We start from the raw sequence: 22,843 nt of genomic DNA, 5'->3' as shown, positions 1-22,843 counted from the left end.
CCGGGCCCCTCGGGGCCCACGCCCCCCCCTGGCCCGGCCCAGGGGTGCGCCCCCCCCCCACCCCATGGCCCTCGGGGCGCGCCCAGCGCGGCAGGCCCCGGTCGCGCTGGGCCCGCCACCGCGTCGACCCCTCCGGGGCGCGGTGTTGACCTGGACCACGGGAGATCGTCATGGCTCATGTCGGTGCGCTCCTGCTGGGGCTCGGTAACGGGGGTGTGTACGCGGCGCTCGCGCTGGCGCTCGTCCTGACCTACCGCAGCTCCGGCGTCATCAACTTCGCGACCGGAGCGGTCGCCCTGTACGTCGCCTACGTCTACGCCTTTCTCCGTCAGGGTGAGTTGCTGATCCTCATCCCGGGGCCGCCGACCTCGGTCGGCATCGGCGGGGATCCCGGGCTCGTGCCGGCGATCCTGATCGCGCTCGTCTTCGGCGCGTTGTTGGGCGTACTGCTGTATCTGCTGGTCTTCCGGCCGCTGCGAGAGGCCCCGCCGCTGGCCCGAGCGGTGGCCTCACTCGGCGTGCTGGTCGTCATCCAGTCGGCGATGGTGATCCGGCTCGGGACCGCCCCCGTCTCCGTCGACGCGATCTTCCCGGCCAGCCGGTGGCGGCTCGGTTCGCTGACGGTACTGTCCGATCGGTTCTACCTGGCGGTGACGGTCGTCGCGCTCACGCTGGCGCTGACCGCGGTGTTCCGGTTCACCCGCTTCGGGCTCACCACCCGCGCGGCGGCCGAGTCCGCCACCGGCGCATACGTCAGCGGCGCCTCGCCTGACCGGATCGCCCTGCTCAACTGGATGATCAGCGGCGTCGTCGCCGGCGCCGCCGGGATCCTCATCGCGCCGCTGAGCCCGCTCGCGCCGACCACCTACACCCTGTTCGTCGTCCCGGCGCTGGCCGCGGCCGTCGTCGGCGGCTTCCAGCACCTGGTCCCGACCGTCGCGGCGGGCCTCGCCATCGGCATGCTGCAGTCGGAGGCGCTCTCGCAGGCCGCGCAGCACTCCTGGCTGCCGTCGACCGGCTCGTCCGAGCTAGTCCCGCTGCTCGTCATCCTCGTGGCGCTGCTGGCCTCCGGCCGCTCGATCCCGGTGCGCGGCGGGCTCGTGCGCCAGCCGCTCGGCCACGCGCCCCGGCCACGCTCGCTGACCGTCCCGACGCTCGTCGGCACGGCCGTCGGCGTCCTCGCCCTGGTCGGCACGCACGGCACCTGGCGCGCCGCCGTCATCAGCACCTTCATCGCCGCCGTCATCGGGCTGTCCCTCGTCGTCGTCACCGGCTACGCGGGCCAGGTCTCGCTGGCCCAGCTCGCGCTGGCCGGTGCCGCCGCGTTCTCGCTGAGCGGCCTGACCCAGAGCTGGCACGTCCCGTTCCCGATCGCGCCGCTGCTCGCCGCCCTGGTCGCCACCGTTCTGGGCGTCCTGGTCGGCCTGCCGGCTCTGCGCCTGCGCGGGCTGACCCTCGGTGTCGTCACCCTCGCCCTGGCCTACGCGATCGAGGCCCTCTGGTTCCGCAACACCGACTTCGTCAGCAGCGCGGGGAACAAGGTCCGCCCGCCCAGGCTGTTCGGGCTCGACCTCGGGATCGGCACCGGTCACGCGTTCCCCCGGATCCAGTTCGGCCTGCTCTGCCTCGTCGTGCTGGTCGCCGTCGCGTGGGGGGTGGCCAGGCTGCGCACGAGCCGGCTCGGCTCCGCCATGCTGGCGGTGCGGGCCAACGAGCGGTCTGCCGCCGGGATCGGCATCAACGTCGTCCGCGTCAAGGTGGTCAGCTTCGCGCTGGCCTCGTTCATCGCCGGGCTGGGCGGCAGCCTGCTGGCCTACCGGCGCGGGGTCGTCACCTTCGACTCGTTCACCGCGATCGGCGGCCTGAGCCTGCTGTCCACCGCCTACCTCGCCGGGGTCACCTCGGTCTTCGGCGGTGTCAACGCCGGCATTCTCGCGGGCTCCGGGATCGTCTTCGTCGCCACCGACCGCTGGATCCACCTCGGTGACTGGTTCCCGGTGCTCTCGGGCCTGGCGGTGATCGCGGTCCTCCTCGGGCACCCCGAAGGCGTCGCCAGCGGCGGCCACGAGCTCGCGGACAAGTTCGCCGCCCGCCGGGCCGGCTGGAGACAGCGCCGGGGCCCGGTACCCGCGCCGGAAGCGGCCGTGTCGGCACCCGCGGGCCTGGCCGAGCCGGCCGCCGAGTCCCCGTCCGCGGCTCCCCCACGCTCGGGCAAGCTCCTGGAGGTCAGCGGGCTGACGGTGCGCTACGGCGGCGTCCTCGCGGTGTCGGACGTGTCGTTGCGGGTCGCCCCGGGGACCGTCGTCGGGCTCATCGGCCCCAACGGAGCCGGGAAGACGAGCGTGATCGACGCGATCACCGGCTTCGCCCGCGCGGCCGGGACGGTGGCCCTCGACGGCACGCCGATCGACGGGCTGGCGTCGTACGCCCGGGTCCACCGCGGCCTGGCCCGGACCTTCCAGTCGCTCGATCTCTACGACGACCTCACCGTCGCGGAGAACGTCGACGCCGCGATGGTCGGGCGCCACCGCGATCGGGGCCACGACGCCCTTACCGGTGCGCTGGCGCTGCTGGGCATCGCGGACCGCGCCGAGCGGCCCGCCGGGGAGCTCAGCCACGGGGAACGCCAGCTCGTCTCGATCGCCCGAGGCTGCGCGACCGACCCGGCGGTGCTCCTGCTCGACGAGCCGGCCGCGGGCCTCGACACCCGGGAGTCCCGCTGGCTCGGCGCACGTATCCGCGCCATCGCCGACACCGGCGTCGGGGTGCTCCTCGTCGACCACGACGTCGCCCTGGTGCTGGAGATCTGCGACTACATCTACGTGCTCGACTTCGGCCAGGTCATCGCGGCGGGTACGCCTTCCGAGATCCGCGGGAGCCGGGCCGTCGCCGACGCCTACCTGGGCGCCGTGCACGCCGCCGACGCCGCCGGACCGCCCGCCACGGCCACCTCTCCGGACGGGACGCGGGACGCGGACGGGACCTCTCAGCTTTCGGATGCCTCGGTGGTGACGTCATGACCAGCCCGACCACGACGACCGAGCCGGCCGACGCCGCCGCCGCACCCGCCTACGACGGTGCCCCCGGGCCGAGGCTCGTCTGCCGTGGCCTGGCCGGCGGGCGCGGATCGAACGCGGTCTTCCGGGACGTCGACCTGACCGTCGGCGCCGGGGAGGTCCTGGCTCTGCTCGGGCCCAACGGCGCCGGCAAGAGCACCCTGCTGCTGACCCTCGCCGGACTGCTGCGCGCGCAGTCCGGCGACGTCGCCGTCGACGGCGAGCCGCTGCGTCCCGGGCGCGCGACCGCCGCCAACCGGGCCGGGATCGTCCTGGTCCCCGACAACCGGGCCCTGTTCACGGGCCTGACCGTCGAGGAGAACCTCCGGGTGGCGGCCCCCCGGCGCGGCCCGAAACCCCGGTCGATGCTGGAGACCTTCCCCGACCTGGAGAAACGCTGGCGGGTGCCGGCCGGCGCGCTGTCCGGCGGCGAGCAGCAGATGCTCGCCTTGGCCCGCGCGCTGGTCCAGCGGCCGCGGGTGCTGCTCGTCGACGAGCTCAGCATGGGCCTGGCCCCGCTCATCGTCGAGTCCCTGTTCGCCGCGATCAGCCGGATCGCCTCCGGCCACGGTTGCGCCGTCGTCATCGTCGAGCAGCACGTCGGCCTCGCCCTGCAGGCGGCGGACCACGCCGCGGTGCTCAACCGGGGCCGGATCGTGCTGCGCGACCAGGCCGCGGAGCTGGCCACCCACCCCGACCGGCTGGAGGCCGCCTACCTCGGCACCCTCCCCCAGCCGGACCTCACCCCCGAGCAGGCCTGACATGGGAGGACCCACCGTGCCCGATTTAGGCGTCCCCACCGAAGCGACCAGCAGCGGCGTCGCGTTGCCCGACGTCCTGGCCGAGGTGCTTTCCCCGCGCTGGCTGAGTGAGGCGCTGGGTACCCGCTACCCGGGGATCGAGGTCACCGCAGTCGTACCCGGCCCGGTGGTCAGCCGGGTCTCCACCAACGCCCGGTTCCAGGTCGAATGCGCCGGCGGAGTGCCGGACGGCCTGTCCCCGTACCTATGTGCCAAGGGCTACTTCGGCGAGACCGGGCGGCCCGCCCGTCCGGCCGGGGTGCCCGAGACCAGCTTCTACCGGGACCTGGCCGGCCGGACCGGCGTCCGCACCCTGCGCAGCGTCTTCGCGGACGTCGACACCCGCACCGGGCAGAACATCGTCATCACCGAGGACGTCGTCGCCGAGGGCGCGACCTTCCTCGACGGGCTGAGCGACTGCACGCCCGACCAGGTCGCCGACAGCCTCGACCAGCTGGCCACCCTGCACGCCGCGACCTGGGCCAATCCCTCCCTCGCCGATGTCGGCTGGCTGCGCACCCGCCTGGAGACGTACCTGCTCGGCCGGGGCCTGCCCGAGATCGCCGGCAACTTCGGCTGCGCCATCGGCGCCCAAGTGCCCGCCGAGGCGCGCGACGCCGAGCGGCTCGTCGCGTCCTACCGCGCCCTGGCCGCTCTGGCGCCCGGCGCCGCGCCGTGGACGGTCATCCACGGGGACCCGCACATCGGGAACGTCTACCGTGACGACGCCGGCCGGCCCGCCTTCCTGGACTGGCAGCTCGTGCAGCGCGGGCCCTGGTACATCGACGTCGGCTATCACCTCGCGTCGGCGCTCACCGTGGCCGACCGCAGGCGCTGCGAGCGGGACCTGCTGGCGCACTATCTCGACCGGCTGCGGGCCGGAGGCGTCGAGGCCCCACACCCGGACCAGGCCTGGAACGACATCCGGCGCGGCATCCTCCACGGCTTCTACCTCTGGGCCATCACGCTCAAGGTCGACCCGGCCATCACCACCGCGCTCCTGGAACGGCTCGGCACGGCCGCGGCCGACCACGACGTGTTCGCCTCGGTCGGCCAGTGACCACCGCGAGGCCGTCTCTCCGCCACTGATCGCCCGACCTGTCTGGAGCGAGCCATGCCCAAGGGAATTCTGCTGGTGCAGTCCACCCCCGCGAGCCCCGAACGAGAGGCCGAGTACAACCGCTGGTACGACGAGGAACACATCCCCGACGTCTGCGCCATCCCCGGATTCGTCGCCGCCCGCCGTTACCACGTTCGTGAGGCCGGCTCGATGAAGGGTACGCCGGGGATTCCGCCGTACGTCATCCTTTACGAGATCGAGGCCGACGACTTCGCTGTTCCCATGGAAGAGCTACGGATTCGGACCGAGGCGGGCAGCATCCGGCTGAGCGACGCGATCCGGCTTCCCTCGATCGTCGGCTTCTACGAGCTCCTCGAATAGCCGCGGCTCCAGGTCATCGGGACGGGCGCTTTTCCTTCCGTTTCGAATTCCAGATCCGATTCCAGACCGGCCGGCGGCTGATTTCGCCCGGCCTCGTACAGAAAGGCACATCATGACGCCGAGAAGCGGTCGCCTTCAGGGCAAGGTGGCGTTCATCACCGGCGCCGCCCGTGGCCAGGGACGCTCGCACGCCGTGGCGCTCGCCCGGGAGGGCGCCGACATCGCGGCCCTCGACATCGCGGAGCAGATCGAGACCGTCCCATACCCGATGTCCACCCGCGCCGATCTGGACGAGACGGTCGCGCTGGTCAAGGAGGCGGGCGGGCGCTGCCTGCCGATCGTCGCCGACGTCCGTGACATCCACGCCATGGACGGGGCCGTCAAGGAGACGCTCGCCGAGCTCGGGCGGATCGACATCGTGCTCGCGAACGCCGGCATTCTCCACATCGCCCAGGAGGGCGAGGACCTCGACGGCGCGGCCCGCACCTGGGCCGACGCGGTCGGCGTCATGATGACCGGCGTCTTCAACACGATCCGCGTGACCGCGCAACCGATGATCGACCAGGGCGACGGCGGTTCGATCGTCATCACCAGCTCGACCGCCGGGCTTTCCGGCATGCTCGACGGCACCGGCGGCATCGCCGGCTACACCGCGTCCAAGCACGGCGTGATCGGGCTGATGCGCGGCTACGCCAAGCTGCTCGGGCGCCACAGCATCCGGGTCAACTCCGTGCACCCGATGGGCGTCGCCACCCCGATGGTGATGAACGAGCAGTTCGCCCAGCTCTACGCCAACCCCGAGAACGCGAAGATCCTCGACGTCGCGCCGCGGCTGTTGCCCATCAACATCCTCGACGCCGCCGACGTCAGCAACGCGATCCTCTGGCTGGTCTCCGACGACGCCCGCGCGATCACCGGCATCACCCTGCCCGTCGACGCCGGCGTCACCAGCCCCTGATTCGTCGGACGTTCGGACGGGGTGCTGATCGTCGTCTCGGCCCTCCGGCGGTTGTCACGCCAAACGAAGACAACCGCCGGAGGGCCGAGGCCGTAGTCAAGGTGTCGGCGCGGGAACCCAGTCACAATCAAGGAGAATGATGACCACCGGCCGGCGATTACGCCAGGTCTCAGCCACGGCCGTGGCGCTGGCTTTGGCTGCGGTCTCGACGGGATGCGCGGCAACCTCGAACAGCAGTAGCGTGAACACCTGCGCCTCACCGGGTGTAACGGCGAACGAGGTGAAACTCGGGTTACTCTATCCGGACTCGGGCCTGCTTTCCAACGGTCTCCTGGACGCTCGCAGCGCGGTCACCGCCCGGATCGGGCTGGCCAATGCCTCAGGCGGGATACACGGCCGCCGAATCACCCTGGTACCGGCGGACGACCACTCCGATCCGGCGTCCAACCTGTCCGCCGCGCGCACCTTGGTCGAGAACGCCAATGTCTTCGGCGTCGTCGAGGAGAGCGCGGTCGCCACCGGCTCGGCCGCCTACCTCAGCGCACAGGGCGTCCCCGTCACCGGGCTGGCCATCGAACCCGTCTGGGCCGAGCAGCCGAACATGTTCACGGACGCCTTTCCCTTCAGCGGCGGAGCCGTCACCACATTCGGCCTGTTCGGTAAGCAGCAGGGTGCCACCCGCGCCTTCGTCGTACAGGACCCGAGCCTGGCCACCTCGCGACGAGTGACAGCCTCCCTCGCCGCCAGCTTCGCCTCGCAGGGCATCGCCATCGTCGGCACCGCCGACTACTCGACGAACACCTACAGCCCGGATGCCATCGCCAGGCAGATCGTCACCACCCGGGCTGACGCCATCATCGGTGGGGTGTCCGCCGCGAGTCTCGCCAAGATCCTGATCGCGGCCCGCGGTGAGGGCGCGCAGGTCAGGATGACGCTCGGAGTCAACGGCTATGACCAGCAGCTTGTCCACGAGTACGGCGGCCTCGTCGCCGGCATGTCGGTCGTCGTCGGCTACGCGCCGTTCCAGTCGAACTCGCCGGCGCTCGCCGCCTACCGGAAGGCGATGGCGGCCTACGCACCCGAGATCGTCGAGCCGGACGACGAGTCCGCGCTGGCGAGCTACGTGACCGCCGACCTGTTTCTCCGCGGACTCGAGGCCGCCGGCGCCTGCCCGACCCGGGCGGGGTTCATCCAGGCGCTTCGCCAGGTGACCGACTATGACGGAGCGGGTCTGATCCCCGGGCCGGTGAACCTCCAGAAGGTCGCGGGCGGCTCCCAGACCTGCTACTTCTTCGTCCAGGTCAACCGGTCGGGCACCGACTTCGAAGCCATCCCGCGGACGGCCGGACCGAGCGACGGTCAATGGTGCGGAACCGCGATTCCCGCGGGCTGACAAGGGCCCTCTGGGGCCGTGTCCGTAGCCGTTCTACGACCGCCAGAGGGCCTCGGGGCGGGGGGGGGGGCGGGGGGGGGGGGCCCCCCCCCCCCCGCCCGCCCACCCCCGCGCGCCCGGCCACCCTGACCGCCCAGTCCGGCCCGCGGCCGATCGCGGTGACCATCCATCAGCGTGACCCCACCACGCAGTTCGGCGACCGGATCGGGATGGCCGTCGAGATCGCGCTCAACGCGGCCATCTTCCGCGACTCCGACGACGAGCTCACCACCGCGGGCCGGTACATCGACATCTCCGCCCGGCTGTTGGGACCGCTGTTCCTCGGCTTCTCCCTGCTCGCCGTCCGCAACCGCGTCAAACGCTGAGCATCCTGGCCTCGGTGTTCTGGGTTCCACCCTGGTGCCGGCTACGCGACGAGCTCCGGGTAGAGGACGGACGGGTCCGCCGAGAGGGCGGCCTTGACGTGGCGGGTCGTGTCGTCGGCGAGGACCTCGAACGCGCCGGCCTCGACGCCGTCGAGCGCGAGATCCGCGACGACGCGCGGGTCGGCCTTCGGGGCGTCGACGTTCGCGGCCATGTCGGTGTCGATGTAGCCGACGTGCAGGCCGGTCACCGCGATCCCGCGGGGCCGCAGCTCGGCGCGCAGCGACTGGGTCAGCGACCACAGGGCGGCCTTCGACGCCGCGTACGAGCCGCCCTGCGCGTACCAGGACAGCACCGAGGCGACGTTCAGCAGGTGGCCGCCGCCGTTCGCCGCCAGCACCGGGGCGAACGCCCGGGTGACGAGCAGCGGGCCGTAGAAGTTCGTCTCGAACTCGCGGCGGACGTCGGCCAGGTCGCCGTCGAGGAACGGCACGCCGAGGTAACCGCCGGCGTTGTTCACCAGGATCGTCACGTCACCCGCCGCGGCGGCCGCGGCGGCGACGGCGGCCGGGTCGGTCACCTCCAGGGCCAGCGGGACGGCGTGCGGGTGGGTGACGGTGCGCGGGTCGCGGGCGGTCGCGTAGACCTTGCGGGCGCCCCGGTCGAACGCGGCGTCGACGAACGCGCGCCCGAGCCCGCGGTTTCCGCCGGTGACGAGTACGACGGCGCCTTCGAGAGAGGTCATGGCCAGCTCCTTGTCCCCGGGCGGCGGGCGGCTCCCGCCACCGACACCCGGGAAACCGATCGGTTTCCGTGGTCGACTCCGACAGTAAACCGATCGGTTTCCAACGGCAAGGTGTGGGGCTACGCTCGTGGGGTGAGCAATGCCACGGCGCCCGACAGCCGGTCCGACCCCGCCGCGCGGCTGGTGGCCGCGGCCGGGCCGCTGTTCTACCGGGAGGGCGTCGCGACCGGCGTCGACGCGCTGTGCCGCGCGGCCGGCGTCTCCAAGCGCACGATGTACCAGCTGTTCGCCAGCAAGGACGAGGTGATCGCCGCCGGCCTCGACCAGTGGGCCGACTGGATCCGCGCCACCATGTGGCCGCCCGACGACGACGGCGCCGGCCCCCGCGACCGGGTCCTGGCGGTCTTCGCGGCACTGGAGGCGGCCAGCGGCGACCCGGAGTTCCGGGGCTGCCCGTTCGTCGCGGCCGCCGTCGAGGTCAAGGACCCCGACCACCCCGCGGCCGTCGTCGCCCGCCGCCACAAGGAGGCCCTCACCGGCTTCTTCGCCACCGAGGCCCGCCGCGGCGGCGCCGCCGACCCCGACGGCCTCGCCGCCGCGCTCACCATCGTCTACGACGGGTCCAGCGCCCGCGCGGTCGTCCTCGCCCGGCCGCTCGACGGCCTCGCCGTGGCCACCGCGACGACCCTGCTGGACGCGGCCGGCCTGCGGTAGCCGGCCGCGATCCCACTGGGTGTGCGGTCCGGCGCGGACGTGGGTCCACGGCGAACGCGCTAGGCCCTTTCCTGGGAGCTTGAAGCGCCGATGGCGGCCGGCGCCTCCCGCCTTGATCGCTGTTTCGGCCCTCAGGTGGTCGCGCAACAGGTCCGATCGCAACCACGCGAGGGCCGAAACAGCGATCAGTGGCACCAGGGTGGTGGTGGTGCGTGACGCACCCGCCAAGATCTACGGAAGTGTCCTAAGGCACCGGGTCGACGCCGGCCGGCTCGGCGGGTCGCGGGACGGCGGGTCGGCCGCCGCCGGGGGAGGGCACCGTCCCCGCCTCGACGCCGGGCTCCTGCGCCGCTGCGTCGCCGGAGCCGGCGGCCAGGTCCGGGCTCGGGCCGAGAGCCGGACGCCCGCCGCGCAGCAGCGACGCGACCGCGGCGACGGCGGCGAGGACAGCTGCCGTCGCGAAGACGATGACGAGGCCGTGGTGGAAGGGCCCGGAGATCAGGTCGGGGAAGAACTCGTGGCCGGTCACCGTGGCCCGCTGCTCAGGGGTGAGCCGCGCGAGCGTCCCCGACGGGAGCAGGTGCTCGATCGGGTTGAACCCCAGCTGGGCGGCGAACAGCGACGCGACCGGTGGCAGGTGCCCGACCTGCGCGGCGACGTCCGCCGGCACCCCCTGGCGGGCGAGGCCGCCGGACAGCGCCCGCGGCAGGCTGCCGGCGAGGCCCGCGACCATCAGCGAGAAGAACACCCCGATCGACAGCGCCGTCCCGGTGTTCTGGAACGTCGCGCGCATCCCGGACGCCACCCCACGCTGCGCGACCGGCACCGAACCCATGATCGACGACGTGTTCGGGGAGGCGAACATGCCCGACGCGATGCCGTTGAGCAGCAGCAGCGTGGCGAACGGCCAGTACGAGAAGTCGACGGGCAGCAGCATCAGCCCGACGAAGCTCGCGCCGAACAGGATCGCCCCGGCCGACGCGATCCCCCGGGAGCCGAACCGGTCGGACAGCATCCCGGAGATCGGCCCGGCGACGAGGAACCCGAACGTCAGCGGCAGCATGAAGATGCCGGCCCACAGCGGGGTGTCGGCGAAGTCGTAGCCGTGCAGCGGCAGCCACACACCCTGCAGCCAGATGATCAGGATGAACTGCATCCCGCCGCGCCCGATCGACACGCACAGCGACCCGATGTTCCCGGCGGCGAACGCCCGGTTGCGGAACAGCCCCAGATTGATCATCGGCGCCTTGACCCGGCCCTCGGCGACGGCGAACGCGACGAGCAGCGCGGCGCCGCCTGCGATCAGGGCGACGACCAGCGGCCGGGTCCAGCCCATGGTGTGCCCGCCGTAGGGCTGCAGGCCGTAGGTGACGCCGACGAGCACCGCGGACAGGCCGACCCCGAAGGTGAGGTTGCCCCACCAGTCGATCCGGCCGCCGCCGCGGGCCGAGGTCTCCCGCAGCTTCGCGTACGCCCAGAACGTGCCGAAGATCCCGACCGGGACGTTGATCCAGAACACGGCTCGCCAGTCCCAGGCGGTGAGCAGGCCACCGGCGACGAGGCCGACGAACTGGCCGGCCAGGGCGGCGACCTGGTTGACGCCGAGGGCGAACCCGCGCCGTTCGGCGGGGAACGCGTCGGTGAGGATCGCCGCCGAGTTCGCCGTCAGCATCGACCCGCCGACGGCCTGCAGCAGCCGCCAGACGATCAGCCACATCGCCCCGTGGGCCTTGTCGAACGGGTCGAACGACAGCAGCACGGAGGCGACGGTGAACACGGCGAAGCCGGCGTTGTAGAGCTTGACCCGGCCGTACATGTCCCCGAGCCGGCCGACGGTGACGACGAGCACCGCCTGCACCAGCCGGTAGCCCATGATCATCCAGAGCAGGAAGGCGATGTTCCCTGGCGCCAGCGGGTCCAGGTGCACGCCGCGGAAGATCGCCGGCAGGGCGATCAGGACGATCGACCCGTCGAGTGCCGACATGAACACCGCGGCGGTCGTGTTCGTCAGCGCGACCCACCGGTACGGGTCGGGGGCGGTCCGGGCCTGCGCGGGGGCTGCGTCCGGGGCAGCGGTGCCCGGGGCGGCCATCAGGCGTGGCTCGTCGCGAGCGGCTCCAGGGTCGCGGTGGGGGTGACGGTCATGGGAACCCTCCAGGGGGTCGGGGTCGGCCGCGGGTCGGTCAGAGCTGGGCCAGCCGGTCGAGCAGGGCCATCGCCTCGATGACGGTCTGGCGTTCGGCCTCGGTGTAGTGGTCGTGCAGCGCCCGGTTGAGCCACTCGTGCCGGGCGTTCTTGTTGCCCTCGGCGCGGGCCACGCCGGCCTCGGTGAGGGTGACGAGCTGGCGGCGTCCGTCGGTCGGGTCCGGGTCGCGGCGGATCAGCCCGGCCGCGTCGAGCGCCGCGAGCGTCGCGGCCATCGACTGCGGCCGAATCCGCTCGCTGGCCGCGAGCCCGCTGGCGGTCCCCGCGCCGACCCTGGACAGCTGCGCGAGCACGGACGCCTGGGAGGGGGACAGTTCGCCACCGGCGGTGCCGTCGGCGACCTCGCGCAGCCGGCGGCGCAGCCGGCCGATCACGACCCGCACGTCCCGCGCCGCCGTCACGGCCGACGCGGCGAGCGCCACGTCCCCCGCCTCGTCGGCGGGCTGGTCGCCACCGCCGTCTTCGCGCGTTTCAGCCACGGATGCCACCCTAAATCCGACAGTCCAGACTGTCCAGTGCAACCTGTGCAGTTCCGACTGTGTATCCGGGCGGTGATCCTCGCTCGTGCCAGGCCCTGCTCGCGGGAGGATCAGGGGGTGGCGACGCAGCGGCGGTTCATCCGGGAGGTGCGGCTGTCCGTGCCGTCCGGCGCGGGCGGCTACCCGTTCGGCCTTCCCGCGGTCGCGTGGCTGGGCCGGGGGGACGGGCTGCGCTTCGGTGGCGGGGTGACGTTCCTGGTGGGGGAGAACGGCAGCGGCAAGTCGACGCTCGTCGAGGCGCTGGCCGTCGCGGCGGGGTTCAACCCGGAGGGCGGCAGCCAGAACTTCCGGTTCGCGACCCGCGCCACCGAGTCCTCGCTCGGCGACCACCTGGTCCTGAGCTGGGAGGTCCGCAAGCCCCGCACCGGGTTCTTCCTGCGCGCCGAGTCGTACTACAACGTGGCCAGCGAGATCGAACGCCTCGACCGGGACGGGCCGACGCGGCTGCTGGACTCCTACGGCGGGGTGTCGCCGCATGAGCGGTCCCACGGCGAGTCGTTCCTCGACCTGGCGACCCACCGGTTCGGCCCCGACGGGCTGTACATCCTCGACGAGCCGGAGGCCGCCCTGTCGGTCCGCGGCGCGATGGCGCTGCTGGCCCGGTTCGCGGACCTGGCCGCCGCCGGCTGCCAGCTGATCGTCGCCACCCACTCGCCGGTGCTGCTCGCGCTGCCGGGAGCCACGATCTACGAGATTGACGCCGACGGCACGATCGGACCAGTCGGTTACGACGATGCGCTGCCGGTCCGGATGACCCGTGACTTCCTCGCCTCCCCGGACCGCTACCTGCGGCATCTCCTAGCCGGCGGCTGACCGCCGGGCGCGGCCGGCCGCGGGCGTGCGAACCGCAGCGGTGCCCACGTTCGCGGCGAACCGGGCGTGCCAGCCGGTGCGGCGCGCATCATGAACGGGTGGGCCCGTTCACCGACCAGGCGCCGTTCGCGGTCCGGTTCGGCTGGGGCCCCGACGACCTCGCCGCGCTCGCGCCCGGCGGCGACGTCGTCGTGATCGTCGACGTGCTGCGGTTCACCACCGCCGTGTCGGTCGCCGTCAGCCGCGGCGCCCACGTCCTGCCGCACCGCTGGCGGGACCAGGCCGCGGCCCGGTTCGCCGCCGAGCGGGGCGCGCTGCTCGGGGGCCGCCGCGAGGACCCGGACAGCCCGTGGTCGCTGTCCCCCACCGACCTCGCGACGATCCCCCCGGGGACCCGGCTGGTCCTGCCGTCCCCGAACGGCGCCACCCTGTCCGCCGCCGCCCTGGAGCTCGGGGTGTCCCGGCTGCTGGCCGGCTGCCTGCGCAACGCGGCCGCGGTAGGCCGGGCCGCCGCGGCGCGGATCGCGGGCGGCGGGCACCTGGTAGTGATCGCCTCCGGGGAACGCTGGCCTGACGTGTACGGCGACCCGCACCGTGGCCCGCTGCGCCCCGCCGTCGAGGACCTGCTCGGCGCCGGCGCGGTCATCGCCCGCACCGTCCAGGCCGCGGGACTGGCCAGGGAGCAGCTCTCCGCCGAGGCCCGGGCTGCGATGGCCGCGTTCCTCGCCGCCGAACCGGACCTGCACGCCGAGCTGCGCGCGTCGGCGTCCGGGCGGGAGCTGCTGGCGCTCGGCTGGGACGACGACATCGCCGCCGCCGCCCAGCTCGACGTCGACCAGGCCGTCCCGGCCCTGACCGACGGCGCGTTCACCGCGTCCGAATAGGCGTTCGAGACCCACAGCGTCGCGTATTCAACAGTTCACCGCGACGACGGACGTCTGCCCGTCACCTTCGCCGCGCCGTCCCAGCCGGGTACCGGGCAGGCGGCAGCTCAGCGGGCGGCGGCGCCGAACCAGGTGACCAGCCGTTCGCCCAGGTCATCCTGGTCGTCGCCGACCCACGCGACGTGGCCGTCCGGCCGCAGCAGCACGGCGGGTACGTCCAGCTCGTCGCTGACGTCGACGACGTGGTCGACCCGGTCCGCCCAGCCCGCCACCGACAGCCGCCCGGTCTGGTCGAGCAACAGTCCGCGGCCCGCGTGCGTCAACGCATAGAGGCGGCCGCCGGTCAGCGCGACGTCGCGCAGCCGCCGCCCAAGCAGCTCATGACCCGGCCCGAGGTCGTAACGGACCCCGATCCCGGTGATCTTCTCGATCAGGAGGCGGTTCACGTCGTCGAAGTCCATCAGCTCCGCCAACAGCCGGCGGACGGCCTGGGGACCGGGCTCCAGCGAGGTCAGCTCGACCTGCGCGCGGGTGTTGTCGAGGACGGCGGCGGCGACCGGGTGGCGTTCGCCGTGGTAGCTGTCGAGCAGCCCCGGGGGCGCCCAGCCGTTGATCTCGGCGGCCAGTTTCCAGCCGAGGTTGAACGCGTCCTGGAGACCCAGGTTGAGGCCCTGCCCGCCGTTCGGCGGGTGGATGTGCGCCGCGTCGCCGGCCAGCAGCACCCGGCCGGTCCGGTAACGCTCGGCGAGCCTGGTGGCGTCGCCGAACCGGGACAGCGACCGTGGCGAGTGCGCGCCGAAGTCGGTGCCGGCCAGGGCCCTGACCTGCGCTTTCAGCTCGTCGAGAGTCGGCGGGACCGTCGGGTCCTCGGCCAGGCCGGCGGCGGGCGCCCCGAGGCGGTACAGCCCGTTCCCGAGGGGCACGGCGCCGAAGTTCTTGTGGGTCTTGTAGACCTCGGTCACGACGGCCATCAGGGTCTGTTCGGGGACGGCGATCTCCACCTCGCCGAGCAGGGTCTCGCGGCGGGTCGGCTCGCCGGGGAAGGCGATACCGGCCAGTTTGCGGACCGTGCTGCGGCCGCCGTCGCAGCCGACCAGGTAGCGGGCCGCCAGCCGGGTGCCGTCGGCGAGCTCGGCGGTCACCCGCTCGTCGTTCTGGCTGAGACCGACGAGCGCGCCGCCCCGGCGCAGGTCGGCGCCGAGGCTGGTGGCGTGCTCGGTGAGCATCCGTTCGACGGTGGGCTGCGGGATGCCGAGGAGGTACGGGTGGGCGGTGTCCAAGCCGCCCGGCGCCGGTCGGACGAGGCCGGCGAAGGAGGCCCGCAGCGGGTGGCGCGTGCCGTGTGGCAGGAGCCGGTCCAGCAGGCCGCGGGCGTCGAGCACCTCGACGCTGCGGGCGTGCAGGCCGAGTGCCCGGGCCCGGCTGGTCGGTGCGGCGTCCTGCTCCACGACGACGACGCGCACGCCGTGGAGCCGCAGCTCGGCGGCCAGCATCAGACCGGTCGGCCCACCCCCGGCGATGATCACGTCAGTCATCGGAGGCGCTCCGCTCCGCCGGGCCACGTTCGGCCTGGGCGCGGATCGCGCGCAGCCAGCGCCGCATGACGACACGGTGACCCCCGGAACCGATCACCAGGGCGCGGTAGACCCGACCGCGCCAGCCGGGGAACGCGGCGCAGGTCCGGGCGGCGAGCACCGTCCCGCCGTCGCGCGCCGAAAGCCGCCACTCCAGCGTGTAGTCGGAGAACCGGTGGCCGCCGGCGAACAGCAGCCGGCGCGGCGGGTCGGACTCGGCGACCGCGAACCCCGGCCGGGCCGCGTCGGGATCCGAGAGCCGCAGCGCCCGGGTCAGCAGGGCGCCGCCGGGCCGGCGCCGCGGCGGCGCGACCAGGACAGCCCAGACGGCGGTGGCCGGCGCCACAACGAACACGCTGTGCTCGTCGACGAACGGCGGCCCGCCCGCAGCCGGCCCGGTCACGCGCCCCCGCCCGGCCGTTCCCCTGGTTCGCCGCTTCCGCTGGCGAGAAACCGGTCCAGGACGTCGCGGTCGAGGTCGTAGGACAGCAGCCCCGCCGCCTGGTCCGGTGGCAGCCAGCGCAGCTCGTCGACCTCGTCGTTCGGCGTGAACGCACCCCCGGTGACCCGCAGCGCCCAGTACCGCACGACCTTCGTCGCCGGCTTCGACGGCGCGGACCCGTGCCGTCCGACCGGGTAGGTCACGTCGCCGAGCAGGACACCGACCTCGACGGCGAACCCGGTCTCCTCGTCGACCTCCCGGACCGCGGCCGCCAGCCATGTCTCGTCGCCGTCGACCTTGCCCTTGGGCAGCGACCAGTCGTCGTACCTGGGCCGGTGCACGACCACGACCTCGACGCCGCCCGCCGCCGGGCGCCACACCACCCCGCCGGCCGCCCGGACCTCGGCGCCGTCCACGCCGGCCTCGTTTTCTGGTGCCTCGCCCACGACGTCCCCTTCTCCCCGGCCCCGCCTCGGCGACCCACCGGCCGCGCTCTCCCGATCGTGACAGCCCGCCTACCCGGGCGCCGCATCGACCGATCGGTGGATGGGCGGCGTCCACCGCACGGTGGCCGGGATGTAGCCGGCGGGGCGATGTGGCGCACCCGGCCCGCGCGAGATCGTCAGAGCTGTCCACGGGGGCTCGCAGGGAAGGGATGGACCGGTGACGGTTGTCGAGGTGACCCGGCTACGCAAGGCCTACGGGGATCGGGTCGCGGTCCGCGACATCTCGTTCTCCGTGGCGGAAGGGGAGATCTTCGGCCTGCTCGGGCCGAACGGCGCCGGGAAGACGACGACGGTCGAGTGCGTCGCCGGGCTGCGCGCGCCCGACGGCGGAGCCGTGCGGGTGCTCGGCCACGACCCGGCCCGGGACCGGGCCGCGGTCACGGCCCGCCTCGGCGTCCAGCTGCAGGACAGCGAGCTGCAGGCGAACCTGCGGGTCGGCGAGGCGCTGGAGCTGTTCGCCTCCTTCTACCCACGACCGGCCGACCCGGGCGAGCTGCTCGACGCCCTCGGCCTCACCGCGCAGGCCCGCACCCGGTTCGGGAAGCTGTCCGGCGGCCAGCGCCAGCGGCTCTCGATCGCGCTCGCGCTGGTCGGAGCGCCGAAGGTCGCGATCCTCGACGAGCTGACGACGGGCCTGGACCCGGCCGCCCGCCGCGACACCTGGGAGCTCATCGCGGCGGTCCGCGACCGGGGCGTGACGATCCTGCTTGTCACCCACTTCATGACGGAAGCCGAACGGCTCTGTGACCGGGTCGCGGTCATCGACGCCGGCCAGGTCGTCGCCTGCGACTCGCCGTCGGCGTTGACCGCCCGCCTCGGCGCCCGCCAGCGGATCCGCTTCACCCCGTCCGGACCGCTCGGTGTCGACGAGCTGGCCGTACTGCCCGGCGTCGAGTCGGTCAGCCGCCACGGCGAGGAGCTCCTCGTCGTCGGCGACGACGACGCGCTGTCGGTCCTCACCGCCCACCTGGCCCGGACCGGGGTGCTCGCGCGCCGGCTGCGGGTCGAGCAGCCCAGCCTCGACGACGCCTACCTCGCGCTCACCGCCCGCACCCCGCCCCCGGACCAGCCATGAGCCCCACGCCCGCGACCACCACCGAGGAGAAGGCCATGACGTCGATCACCGCCACCGTCCCGGCCCGAGCCGGCCGCCGTCACCCGTTCTGGCGGCTGGCCCGCGTCGAGGCGCTGCTGTTCGCCCGGTCCGTCGGCTCGATCCTGTGGACCGCGCTGCTGCCGATCGCCGCGGTCGTCGTTCTCGGCGCCGTGCCCGCGACCCGCCACCCGAGCGCCTCGTTCGACGGCCGCAGTTGGCTGGAGGTGTACCTGCCGATCCTGATGATGTACGTGTTCGTCATGGCGTCGGTGAACTTCCTGCCGGAGGTGCTCGCGGGCTACCGGGAGAAGGGCATCCTGCGCCGCCTGGCGACGACACCCGTGCCACCGGCGCGCCTGCTCGGCGCGCAGGCGCTGATCTACCTGACGCTCGGCGTCGTCATCGACGTGGTCATCCTGGTGATCGGGATCGGTTTCGGCGCGCCGGCGCCCCGCCAGCCCGTCGGCTTCGTCCTCTCCCTGCTGCTGGTGGCGGCCGCGACGCTGGGGATCGGTCTGCTGATCACCGCGCTCGCCCCGAACGGCCGGGCCGCGAACGCGGCGGGCATGCTGGCCTTCTTCCCGCTGATCTTCTTCGCCGGGCTGTGGATTCCGCGCCCCGAGATGAACCACGTCCTGCGCACGATCAGCGACTACAGCCCGCTCGGCGCCGGGGTCCACGCGGTCGGGGGCTCGCTGGACGGGCACTGGCCGGCCGCGTCCGCGCTGCTCGTCCTCGTCGGCTGGGCCGCCGTCTGTGGCGCGATCGCGGCGCGCCGCTTCCGCTGGCAGTGACACGATGACGGTCATGAGCGGCGTCCACCTCCCCCACCAGGCCGTGGGCCCGGGGCCTGGATGCGGGGCTGGGGTGCAGGCGGACCCGTCGGCGCAGGTCGGCGAGGTGACCTGGCAGGAGCGCTCGGACCGCCTCGCCCGGCTGTTGATGCTGCCGATGCTCGCCATCTCGACCCTGCTGGCAGTGATCACGCTGCCGGCCGTGCGCACCGACCACGCCCGGGCCGAGATCGGCGTCGCCGTGTTGGCCGTCGCCGCCCTCTGGTCGACCGGGCTGATCCGCTACCCGGTGACGGGCGTGCCCCTGCGGTCACGCTGGCTGGTGTTCGGCGTCCACCTGACGCTGGCCGCGACGCTGGTCTGGTTGAACCCCTGGTACGGCGTGTTCGCCTTCACCGGCTACTTCCTCGCGGACGAGCTCGGCGGCCGCGCCCGGCGGGTCGGGTTCGTCGCCGTCGCGCTCGTGTCGGCAGCCTCCCAGGCCGCCGGCTACCCGAACGGCTCGAACGCCCACACCGTCACCTACCTGATCATGGCGGCGTTCAACGTCGTCGCCGTGCTCCTGATGGTCAACCTGACGAACCGGGTGATGGAACAGAACACCGAACGCGGCCGGATGATCGCCGAGCTGGCCGAGACGAACCGCCAGCTCCAGGCGTCGATGGACGAGAACGCCGGCCTGCACGCGCAGCTGCTGACCCAGGCCCGCGAGGCCGGCGTCGCGGAGGAACGTGGCCGGCTCGCCGGCGAGATCCACGACACCCTCGCCCAGGGCCTCGCCGGGATCATCACCCAGCTGGAGGCGGCGCGGCGGGCGCACGCCGACCCGGCCGAGTGGTCCCGCCACGTCGAGCTCGCCGACGGGCTCGCCCGCGCGAACCTCACCGAGGCCCGCCGTTCGGTGCGGGCGCTGCGCCCCGAGCAGCTCGAGCAGGCCGGCCTCTCCGACGCTCTCGCCGACCTGGCCCGCGACTGGTCGCGGCGCGCCCAGGTCCCCGCCGAGGTCGTGACCACGGGCGTCCCGGTCCGGGCCCCCGCTGAAACGGAGATGGCGGTGTTCCGCATCGCCCAGGAGGCACTCGCGAACGTGGCCAGGCACGCCCACGCGAACCGAGCCCGGGTGACCCTCAGCTACCTCGACGACGCGCTCCTGCTGGATGTCGCCGACGACGGAGCCGGTTTCCATCCAGGCGCCGGCGCGCCGCCGGCCCGGTTCGGCGTGACCGGGATGCGCCGGCGCGCCGAGTCCGTCGCGGGGACGCTGAGCATCGAGTCCGCGCCCGGCGACGGGACCACCGTCAACGCCGCGTTCCCGCTGACGCCGGCCCAAGCTGACGAGGCGACCCCGGACCGCGGGGGAGCGGACCCTGCCGAGGCCCCGGTCCGCGACGCGGCGTCCGTGCGGGCGGCCCGGTGAGCCGCGCCCAGGCGGGGCCGATCCGGCTCCTGATCGTCGACGACCATCCGATCGTGCGCGACGGCCTTCGAGGCGTGTTCGCCGGCGACCCGGACTTCGAGGTCGTCGCCGAGGCCGCCGACGGCCTCGACGCCGTCCGGGTGGCCGAGACCGTCGAGGTCGACGTGATCCTCATGGACCTGCGGATGCCCGGGACCAGCGGCGTCGAGGCGATCACCCGGCTGCGGGAACGCAACCATCCGGCCCGCGTGCTCGTCCTGACGACCTTCGACAGCGACCGTGACGTCGTCGCGGCGATCGAGGCGGGCGCCACCGGCTACCTGCTCAAGGACGCGCGGCGCGACGAGCTGATCCGGGCGGTCCGCGCCGCGGACGCCGGCCAGCCGGTCCTCGCCCCGTCGGTCGCGGGCACCTTGATGGGCCGGGTCGGTGCCCGCGAACCCGGCGGTCTGAGCCCCCGCGAGCTCGACGTGCTGCGCCTCGTCGCGGCCGGCGCCACGAACCAGGCCGCCGCCCGCGAGCTGCTCGTCAGCGAGGCCACGATCAAGACCCACCTGATCCACCTGTACAACAAGCTCGGGGTCCGCGACCGCGCGGCCGCCGTCGCCGTCGCCTACCAGCGCGGCATCCTCGGCTGACCGGCCCACCGCCGGCCGGTCGAGTGGCCGCGTGGGTCAGGCGCCGAGGCCAGTCTCGATCCGCGCCTGCGCACCCTCCGGCCGCGCGGGCGCCGGCACGACGTCGGCCGCCTGCGCCGCCGTCGCGCCGGTGTCGTAACGCCAGAACGGCCGGACCGCGACGGCGGCGATCAGCACGAGGACGACGCAGAGGATCGCCGAACCCGACCAGGCGACAGTGAGGGTCGTCGCGGCGGCCATCGCGCCCGCCCGCAGGTCCCCCAGCCGCGGGCCGCCCGCGACGACGACGGTGAACACGCCCTGCAGCCGTCCCCGCATGTTGTCGGGCACGTAGGTCTGCAGGATCGTCTGCCGGCACACGGCGCTGATCAGGTCGGCCGCGCCCGCGAACGCGAGCAGCACGATCGCCAGCCAGTACACGTGGGCGAACCCGGCGAGACTGATCGCCGCCGCCCAGCCGAGGACCGCGACGGTCAGGACGACGCCCTGGCGGCGGACCCGGCCGATCCAGCCGCTGCTCAGCCCGGCCAGCACCGACCCGAGGGCGATCGCCGAGTAGAGCAGGCCCACCCCGCCGTGGAACCGGGTCGCGGCCGCCTGCGGGAACAGTGCCCGCGGCATCGCCAGCACCATCGCGGCGATGTCGACCAGGAACGACATCAGCAGCACCGGGTTCCCGCCGATGAACACCAGCCCGTCGAGGACCGACCGCAGCCCCGGCCGCCCCGCGGACACCGTCGGGCGCAGCGACGGCAGCCGGAACGTCGAGTAGAGCGCGGCGGTGAACAGGACCGCGTCGGCGGCGTAGGCGTAGCTGAACCCGTGGTCGAACCCGAGCAGCAGGCCGGCGACGAGCGGCCCGATCACCGCCCCGACGGTGAACGCCGTGTAGTTCAACGAGTTGGCCGCCGGGACCAGCTCGACCGGGACGAGCGCGGGAACCACGGCACCCCGGGTGGACGACGACACGGCGAAACCGGCCGCCTGGATCGCGACGAGGCAGAGGATCAGCCCGACCGACCGCACGCCCAGCAGGCTCTGCGTCAGCAGCGCGAGGGTCACCGCCCAGGTCAGCAGCGACGACGACAGGTAGAGGGTCCGCCGGTCGACCGCGTCGGCGACCGCCCCGCCGTACAGGCCGAACACGACCATCGGGACCAGCCCGACCAGCCCGGTCAGGCCGACCGCGAACGACGAGCCCGAGATGTCGTAGATCTGGACCGGGGCGGCGACCTCCGTGACCATCGTCCCGATGATCGCGGTCCCCTGCCCGAGGAAGGTCCGGCGGAACGCGGGGATCGCCAGCGGCCGGGTGTCGACCGCGAGCCGGCGCAGCCGCCCGCGCAGCCCGCCAGGCGTGGGGTCCGGCGAAACTGTCGGGTCCGGTGAGGCTGTGGGGTCCGGCGACACCGTCGAGGTCATGAGGCCGCGGCGCGCCGCGCCGTCCCCCCGCTGGACGGGACCGGCCGGGGGCTGGTCGCGGGCCGGTCAGGACCCGACGAGTCGTCTCTCATGCCCCCACGGTGCCTGGAAACACCGCCGAGTGGGGCGTCGGCATGGCCTTGGTCTCGAAGCCTTGGTCTCGATCGCCCGCCCGCCGGGGTGGGGTCACAGGCGGGCGAGCAGCTCGGCCTTCTTCGCGGCGAACTCCTCGTCGGTCAGGACGCCACGCTGGTGCAGGTCGCCGAGCCGGTCGAGGGTCGCCAGCACCGCGTCGGCGTCGGACGCCGGCACGGAGGCCGCCTGGGCAGGCGGCACGGCGGCCTCGGGCGCCTTGACGGTCGCGGCCGGCGCCGGTGGCTGGCGTGCGGCGGTCCCGGCAACGGGAGGTGCCGCGGCTGGGGCCGCCAGCGGCAGGCTTTCCACGGTGAAGGTGCCGTGCTGGCTGGTGAACGACAGCGCGCCCGGCACGGCGCCCTGCTGCTGTTGCACGCCACCGATGACATGGTCGAGCGTGTCGTGGACGCGGACGGGCCCGCCACCGCTCTGCACGGCCAGCCGCCTGACCTGTGGGAACACGGCGTAGCGGGAGTCGTTCTGGCCGCCGCTCGAACCAGGCCGGCCCAGCTCGCCAGGCCACCAGGACTCCAGGTTGGCCTGGTGAACCGGACCCGGGTCGGCGTCGGGAGCCGGCGCGTACAGCGGGGCTGCGGCGAGCTGGCTTGCCAGCTCACTGGCTAGCCCGCTGACCGTCGCCTGCAGGCGTTGGTTGAACATGTCGGCGACCATGGTCATGCCGCCCGCCATCCACTGCCCGCGTCCGCCGAACTCCGGGTGGGAGAACTGGGCCATGGTGCCGTTGCCGAGCCGAACCGCCTCCAACATGGCGCGCACCGCGTCGGCGCTGACCCCGTATCTGGCGGAGAGATCCGCGACCACCTGCTCGCCCTGGCTGGTCAGCTTGCGCACGGGTGCCTCCCCTCACGGCTCGGACGCCTTCCACCGCAAGGCTAAGGTCCACCACG

At 73.6% G+C, this 22,843-nt stretch carries 23 protein-coding genes; 14 read left to right on the top strand and 9 right to left on the bottom strand.

Annotated elements, in window-relative coordinates; translation table 11 throughout:
• Window positions 1–170: 170 nt before the first annotated feature.
• From I6A60_RS22260 to I6A60_RS22240, 5 genes are all read left to right on the top strand, one after another.
• Window positions 171–3,020, top strand: coding sequence for a branched-chain amino acid ABC transporter permease/ATP-binding protein (locus I6A60_RS22260; RefSeq protein WP_203017071.1), 2,850 nt, complete (start codon window positions 171–173; stop codon window positions 3,018–3,020).
• Window positions 3,017–3,817: an ABC transporter ATP-binding protein gene (locus I6A60_RS22255; protein ID WP_203042382.1), complete on the top strand. Its 801-nt coding sequence runs from the start codon at window positions 3,017–3,019 to the stop codon at window positions 3,815–3,817. Before I6A60_RS22260 ends, I6A60_RS22255 begins: the two co-directional genes overlap by 4 nt.
• Window positions 3,818–3,833: 16 nt before the next feature.
• Window positions 3,834–4,916 (top strand): phosphotransferase family protein, encoded by a 1,083-nt coding sequence (locus I6A60_RS22250; RefSeq protein ID WP_203017194.1) that lies wholly within the window; start codon window positions 3,834–3,836, stop codon window positions 4,914–4,916.
• Between the two features lie 54 nt (window positions 4,917–4,970).
• Complete coding sequence (locus I6A60_RS22245) at window positions 4,971–5,297, top strand: DUF4286 family protein (RefSeq protein WP_203017188.1); 327 nt, start codon at window positions 4,971–4,973, stop codon at window positions 5,295–5,297.
• Window positions 5,298–5,409: 112 nt separating this feature from the next.
• Window positions 5,410–6,255 (top strand): mycofactocin-coupled SDR family oxidoreductase, encoded by an 846-nt coding sequence (locus I6A60_RS22240; RefSeq protein ID WP_203017184.1) that lies wholly within the window; start codon window positions 5,410–5,412, stop codon window positions 6,253–6,255.
• Window positions 6,256–6,351: 96 nt separating this feature from the next.
• Here I6A60_RS22240 and I6A60_RS43650 read toward each other — a convergent pair whose 3' ends face one another.
• The gene (locus tag I6A60_RS43650) at window positions 6,352–6,504 is read right to left on the bottom strand and encodes a hypothetical protein (RefSeq protein ID WP_203017413.1); all 153 of its coding nucleotides are present in this window, start codon (window positions 6,502–6,504) and stop codon (window positions 6,352–6,354) included.
• Window positions 6,505–6,535: 31 nt separating this feature from the next.
• Between I6A60_RS43650 and I6A60_RS22230 the strand changes: the two genes are divergently transcribed.
• Both I6A60_RS22230 and I6A60_RS22225 read left to right on the top strand, forming a co-directional pair.
• The gene (locus I6A60_RS22230; protein ID WP_203017411.1) at window positions 6,536–7,648 is read left to right on the top strand and encodes an ABC transporter substrate-binding protein; all 1,113 of its coding nucleotides are present in this window, start codon (window positions 6,536–6,538) and stop codon (window positions 7,646–7,648) included.
• A 158-nt stretch (window positions 7,649–7,806) separates the two neighbouring features.
• Window positions 7,807–8,013, top strand: a complete 207-nt coding sequence (locus tag I6A60_RS22225; RefSeq protein ID WP_203055678.1) for a hypothetical protein — start codon at window positions 7,807–7,809, stop codon at window positions 8,011–8,013.
• Window positions 8,014–8,054: 41 nt separating this feature from the next.
• Here I6A60_RS22225 and I6A60_RS22220 read toward each other — a convergent pair whose 3' ends face one another.
• Window positions 8,055–8,756, bottom strand: a complete 702-nt coding sequence (locus tag I6A60_RS22220; RefSeq protein ID WP_203023403.1) for an SDR family oxidoreductase — start codon at window positions 8,754–8,756, stop codon at window positions 8,055–8,057.
• Window positions 8,757–8,888: 132 nt separating this feature from the next.
• On the opposite strand from I6A60_RS22220, the gene I6A60_RS22215 reads away from it, so the two are divergent.
• Window positions 8,889–9,470: a TetR/AcrR family transcriptional regulator gene (locus I6A60_RS22215; protein ID WP_203023404.1), complete on the top strand. Its 582-nt coding sequence runs from the start codon at window positions 8,889–8,891 to the stop codon at window positions 9,468–9,470.
• 244 nt (window positions 9,471–9,714) lie between these two features.
• On the opposite strand, the gene I6A60_RS22210 is transcribed toward I6A60_RS22215, so the two are convergent.
• Window positions 9,715–11,562, bottom strand: coding sequence for an MFS transporter (locus I6A60_RS22210; protein WP_238435962.1), 1,848 nt, complete (start codon window positions 11,560–11,562; stop codon window positions 9,715–9,717).
• Between the two features lie 91 nt (window positions 11,563–11,653).
• Window positions 11,654–12,154: a MarR family transcriptional regulator gene (locus tag I6A60_RS22205; protein ID WP_307873808.1), complete on the bottom strand. Its 501-nt coding sequence runs from the start codon at window positions 12,152–12,154 to the stop codon at window positions 11,654–11,656.
• A 117-nt stretch (window positions 12,155–12,271) separates the two neighbouring features.
• Here I6A60_RS22205 and I6A60_RS22200 point away from each other — a divergent pair, with 117 nt between their 5' ends.
• Complete coding sequence (locus tag I6A60_RS22200; RefSeq protein ID WP_203023405.1) at window positions 12,272–13,027, top strand: AAA family ATPase; 756 nt, start codon at window positions 12,272–12,274, stop codon at window positions 13,025–13,027.
• A 98-nt stretch (window positions 13,028–13,125) separates the two neighbouring features.
• Entirely contained in the window at window positions 13,126–13,911 is a 786-nt protein-coding gene (locus tag I6A60_RS22195) for a 2-phosphosulfolactate phosphatase (RefSeq protein WP_203023406.1), read from the top strand.
• 107 nt (window positions 13,912–14,018) lie between these two features.
• Here the strand turns inward: I6A60_RS22195 and rox are convergent, their stop codons facing one another.
• Genes rox through I6A60_RS22180 form a run of 3 tightly spaced genes read right to left on the bottom strand, consistent with a single transcriptional unit; the run spans window position 14,019 to window position 16,373 of the window.
• On the bottom strand, window positions 14,019–15,446 hold the full coding sequence (gene rox, locus I6A60_RS22190; protein ID WP_203023407.1) for a rifampin monooxygenase: 1,428 nt from the start codon (window positions 15,444–15,446) through the stop codon (window positions 14,019–14,021).
• A complete protein-coding gene (locus tag I6A60_RS22185; protein WP_203023408.1) occupies window positions 15,439–15,888 on the bottom strand; it encodes a hypothetical protein in 450 nt (149 codons plus the stop codon). The genes rox and I6A60_RS22185 overlap by 8 nt, the downstream gene beginning before the upstream one ends.
• The gene (locus I6A60_RS22180) at window positions 15,885–16,373 is read right to left on the bottom strand and encodes an NUDIX hydrolase (RefSeq protein WP_203023409.1); all 489 of its coding nucleotides are present in this window, start codon (window positions 16,371–16,373) and stop codon (window positions 15,885–15,887) included. The genes I6A60_RS22185 and I6A60_RS22180 overlap by 4 nt, the downstream gene beginning before the upstream one ends.
• Before the next feature lie 217 nt (window positions 16,374–16,590).
• Between I6A60_RS22180 and I6A60_RS22175 the strand changes: the two genes are divergently transcribed.
• Genes I6A60_RS22175 through I6A60_RS22160 form a run of 4 tightly spaced genes read left to right on the top strand, consistent with a single transcriptional unit; the run spans window position 16,591 to window position 20,378 of the window.
• Window positions 16,591–17,508: an ABC transporter ATP-binding protein gene (locus I6A60_RS22175; protein ID WP_203023410.1), complete on the top strand. Its 918-nt coding sequence runs from the start codon at window positions 16,591–16,593 to the stop codon at window positions 17,506–17,508.
• On the top strand, window positions 17,505–18,323 hold the full coding sequence (locus tag I6A60_RS22170; RefSeq protein WP_203023411.1) for an ABC transporter permease: 819 nt from the start codon (window positions 17,505–17,507) through the stop codon (window positions 18,321–18,323). Before I6A60_RS22175 ends, I6A60_RS22170 begins: the two co-directional genes overlap by 4 nt.
• 13 nt (window positions 18,324–18,336) lie before the next feature.
• Window positions 18,337–19,740: a sensor histidine kinase gene (locus I6A60_RS22165; RefSeq protein ID WP_203023412.1), complete on the top strand. Its 1,404-nt coding sequence runs from the start codon at window positions 18,337–18,339 to the stop codon at window positions 19,738–19,740.
• Entirely contained in the window at window positions 19,737–20,378 is a 642-nt protein-coding gene (locus I6A60_RS22160) for a response regulator transcription factor (RefSeq protein ID WP_203042735.1), read from the top strand. Before I6A60_RS22165 ends, I6A60_RS22160 begins: the two co-directional genes overlap by 4 nt.
• A gap of 36 nt (window positions 20,379–20,414) precedes the next feature.
• Here the strand turns inward: I6A60_RS22160 and I6A60_RS22155 are convergent, their stop codons facing one another.
• Both I6A60_RS22155 and I6A60_RS22150 read right to left on the bottom strand, forming a co-directional pair.
• Window positions 20,415–21,800 (bottom strand): MFS transporter, encoded by a 1,386-nt coding sequence (locus tag I6A60_RS22155; RefSeq protein WP_203023414.1) that lies wholly within the window; start codon window positions 21,798–21,800, stop codon window positions 20,415–20,417.
• A 186-nt stretch (window positions 21,801–21,986) separates the two neighbouring features.
• A complete protein-coding gene (locus tag I6A60_RS22150; RefSeq protein WP_203023415.1) occupies window positions 21,987–22,787 on the bottom strand; it encodes an SHOCT domain-containing protein in 801 nt (266 codons plus the stop codon).
• Window positions 22,788–22,843: the final 56 nt, after the last annotated feature.

This window comes from Frankia sp. AgB1.9, from assembly GCF_016786355.1.
GTDB lineage: Bacteria > Actinomycetota > Actinomycetes > Frankiales > Frankiaceae > Pseudofrankia.
Note: the sequence above shows the minus strand (reverse complement) of the source record. Positions and strands in the feature narration are given on the sequence as shown.

What these genes read in the sequence shown, in the direction of transcription:
- I6A60_RS22240 (WP_203017184.1), top strand. Translation starts at nt 5,410, where the DNA reads ATGACGCCGAGAAGCGGTCGCCTTCAGGGCAAGGTGGCGTTCATCACC.
- I6A60_RS22245 (WP_203017188.1), top strand. Translation starts at nt 4,971, where the DNA reads ATGCCCAAGGGAATTCTGCTGGTGCAGTCCACCCCCGCGAGCCCCGAA.
- rox (WP_203023407.1), bottom strand. Translation starts at nt 15,446, where the DNA reads ATGACTGACGTGATCATCGCCGGGGGTGGGCCGACCGGTCTGATGCTG.
- I6A60_RS22210 (WP_238435962.1), bottom strand. Translation starts at nt 11,562, where the DNA reads ATGGCCGCCCCGGGCACCGCTGCCCCGGACGCAGCCCCCGCGCAGGCC.
- I6A60_RS22155 (WP_203023414.1), bottom strand. Translation starts at nt 21,800, where the DNA reads ATGACCTCGACGGTGTCGCCGGACCCCACAGCCTCACCGGACCCGACA.
- I6A60_RS22220 (WP_203023403.1), bottom strand. Translation starts at nt 8,756, where the DNA reads ATGACCTCTCTCGAAGGCGCCGTCGTACTCGTCACCGGCGGAAACCGC.
- I6A60_RS22170 (WP_203023411.1), top strand. Translation starts at nt 17,505, where the DNA reads ATGAGCCCCACGCCCGCGACCACCACCGAGGAGAAGGCCATGACGTCG.
- I6A60_RS22165 (WP_203023412.1), top strand. Translation starts at nt 18,337, where the DNA reads ATGAGCGGCGTCCACCTCCCCCACCAGGCCGTGGGCCCGGGGCCTGGA.
- I6A60_RS22260 (WP_203017071.1), top strand. Translation starts at nt 171, where the DNA reads ATGGCTCATGTCGGTGCGCTCCTGCTGGGGCTCGGTAACGGGGGTGTG.
- I6A60_RS22255 (WP_203042382.1), top strand. Translation starts at nt 3,017, where the DNA reads ATGACCAGCCCGACCACGACGACCGAGCCGGCCGACGCCGCCGCCGCA.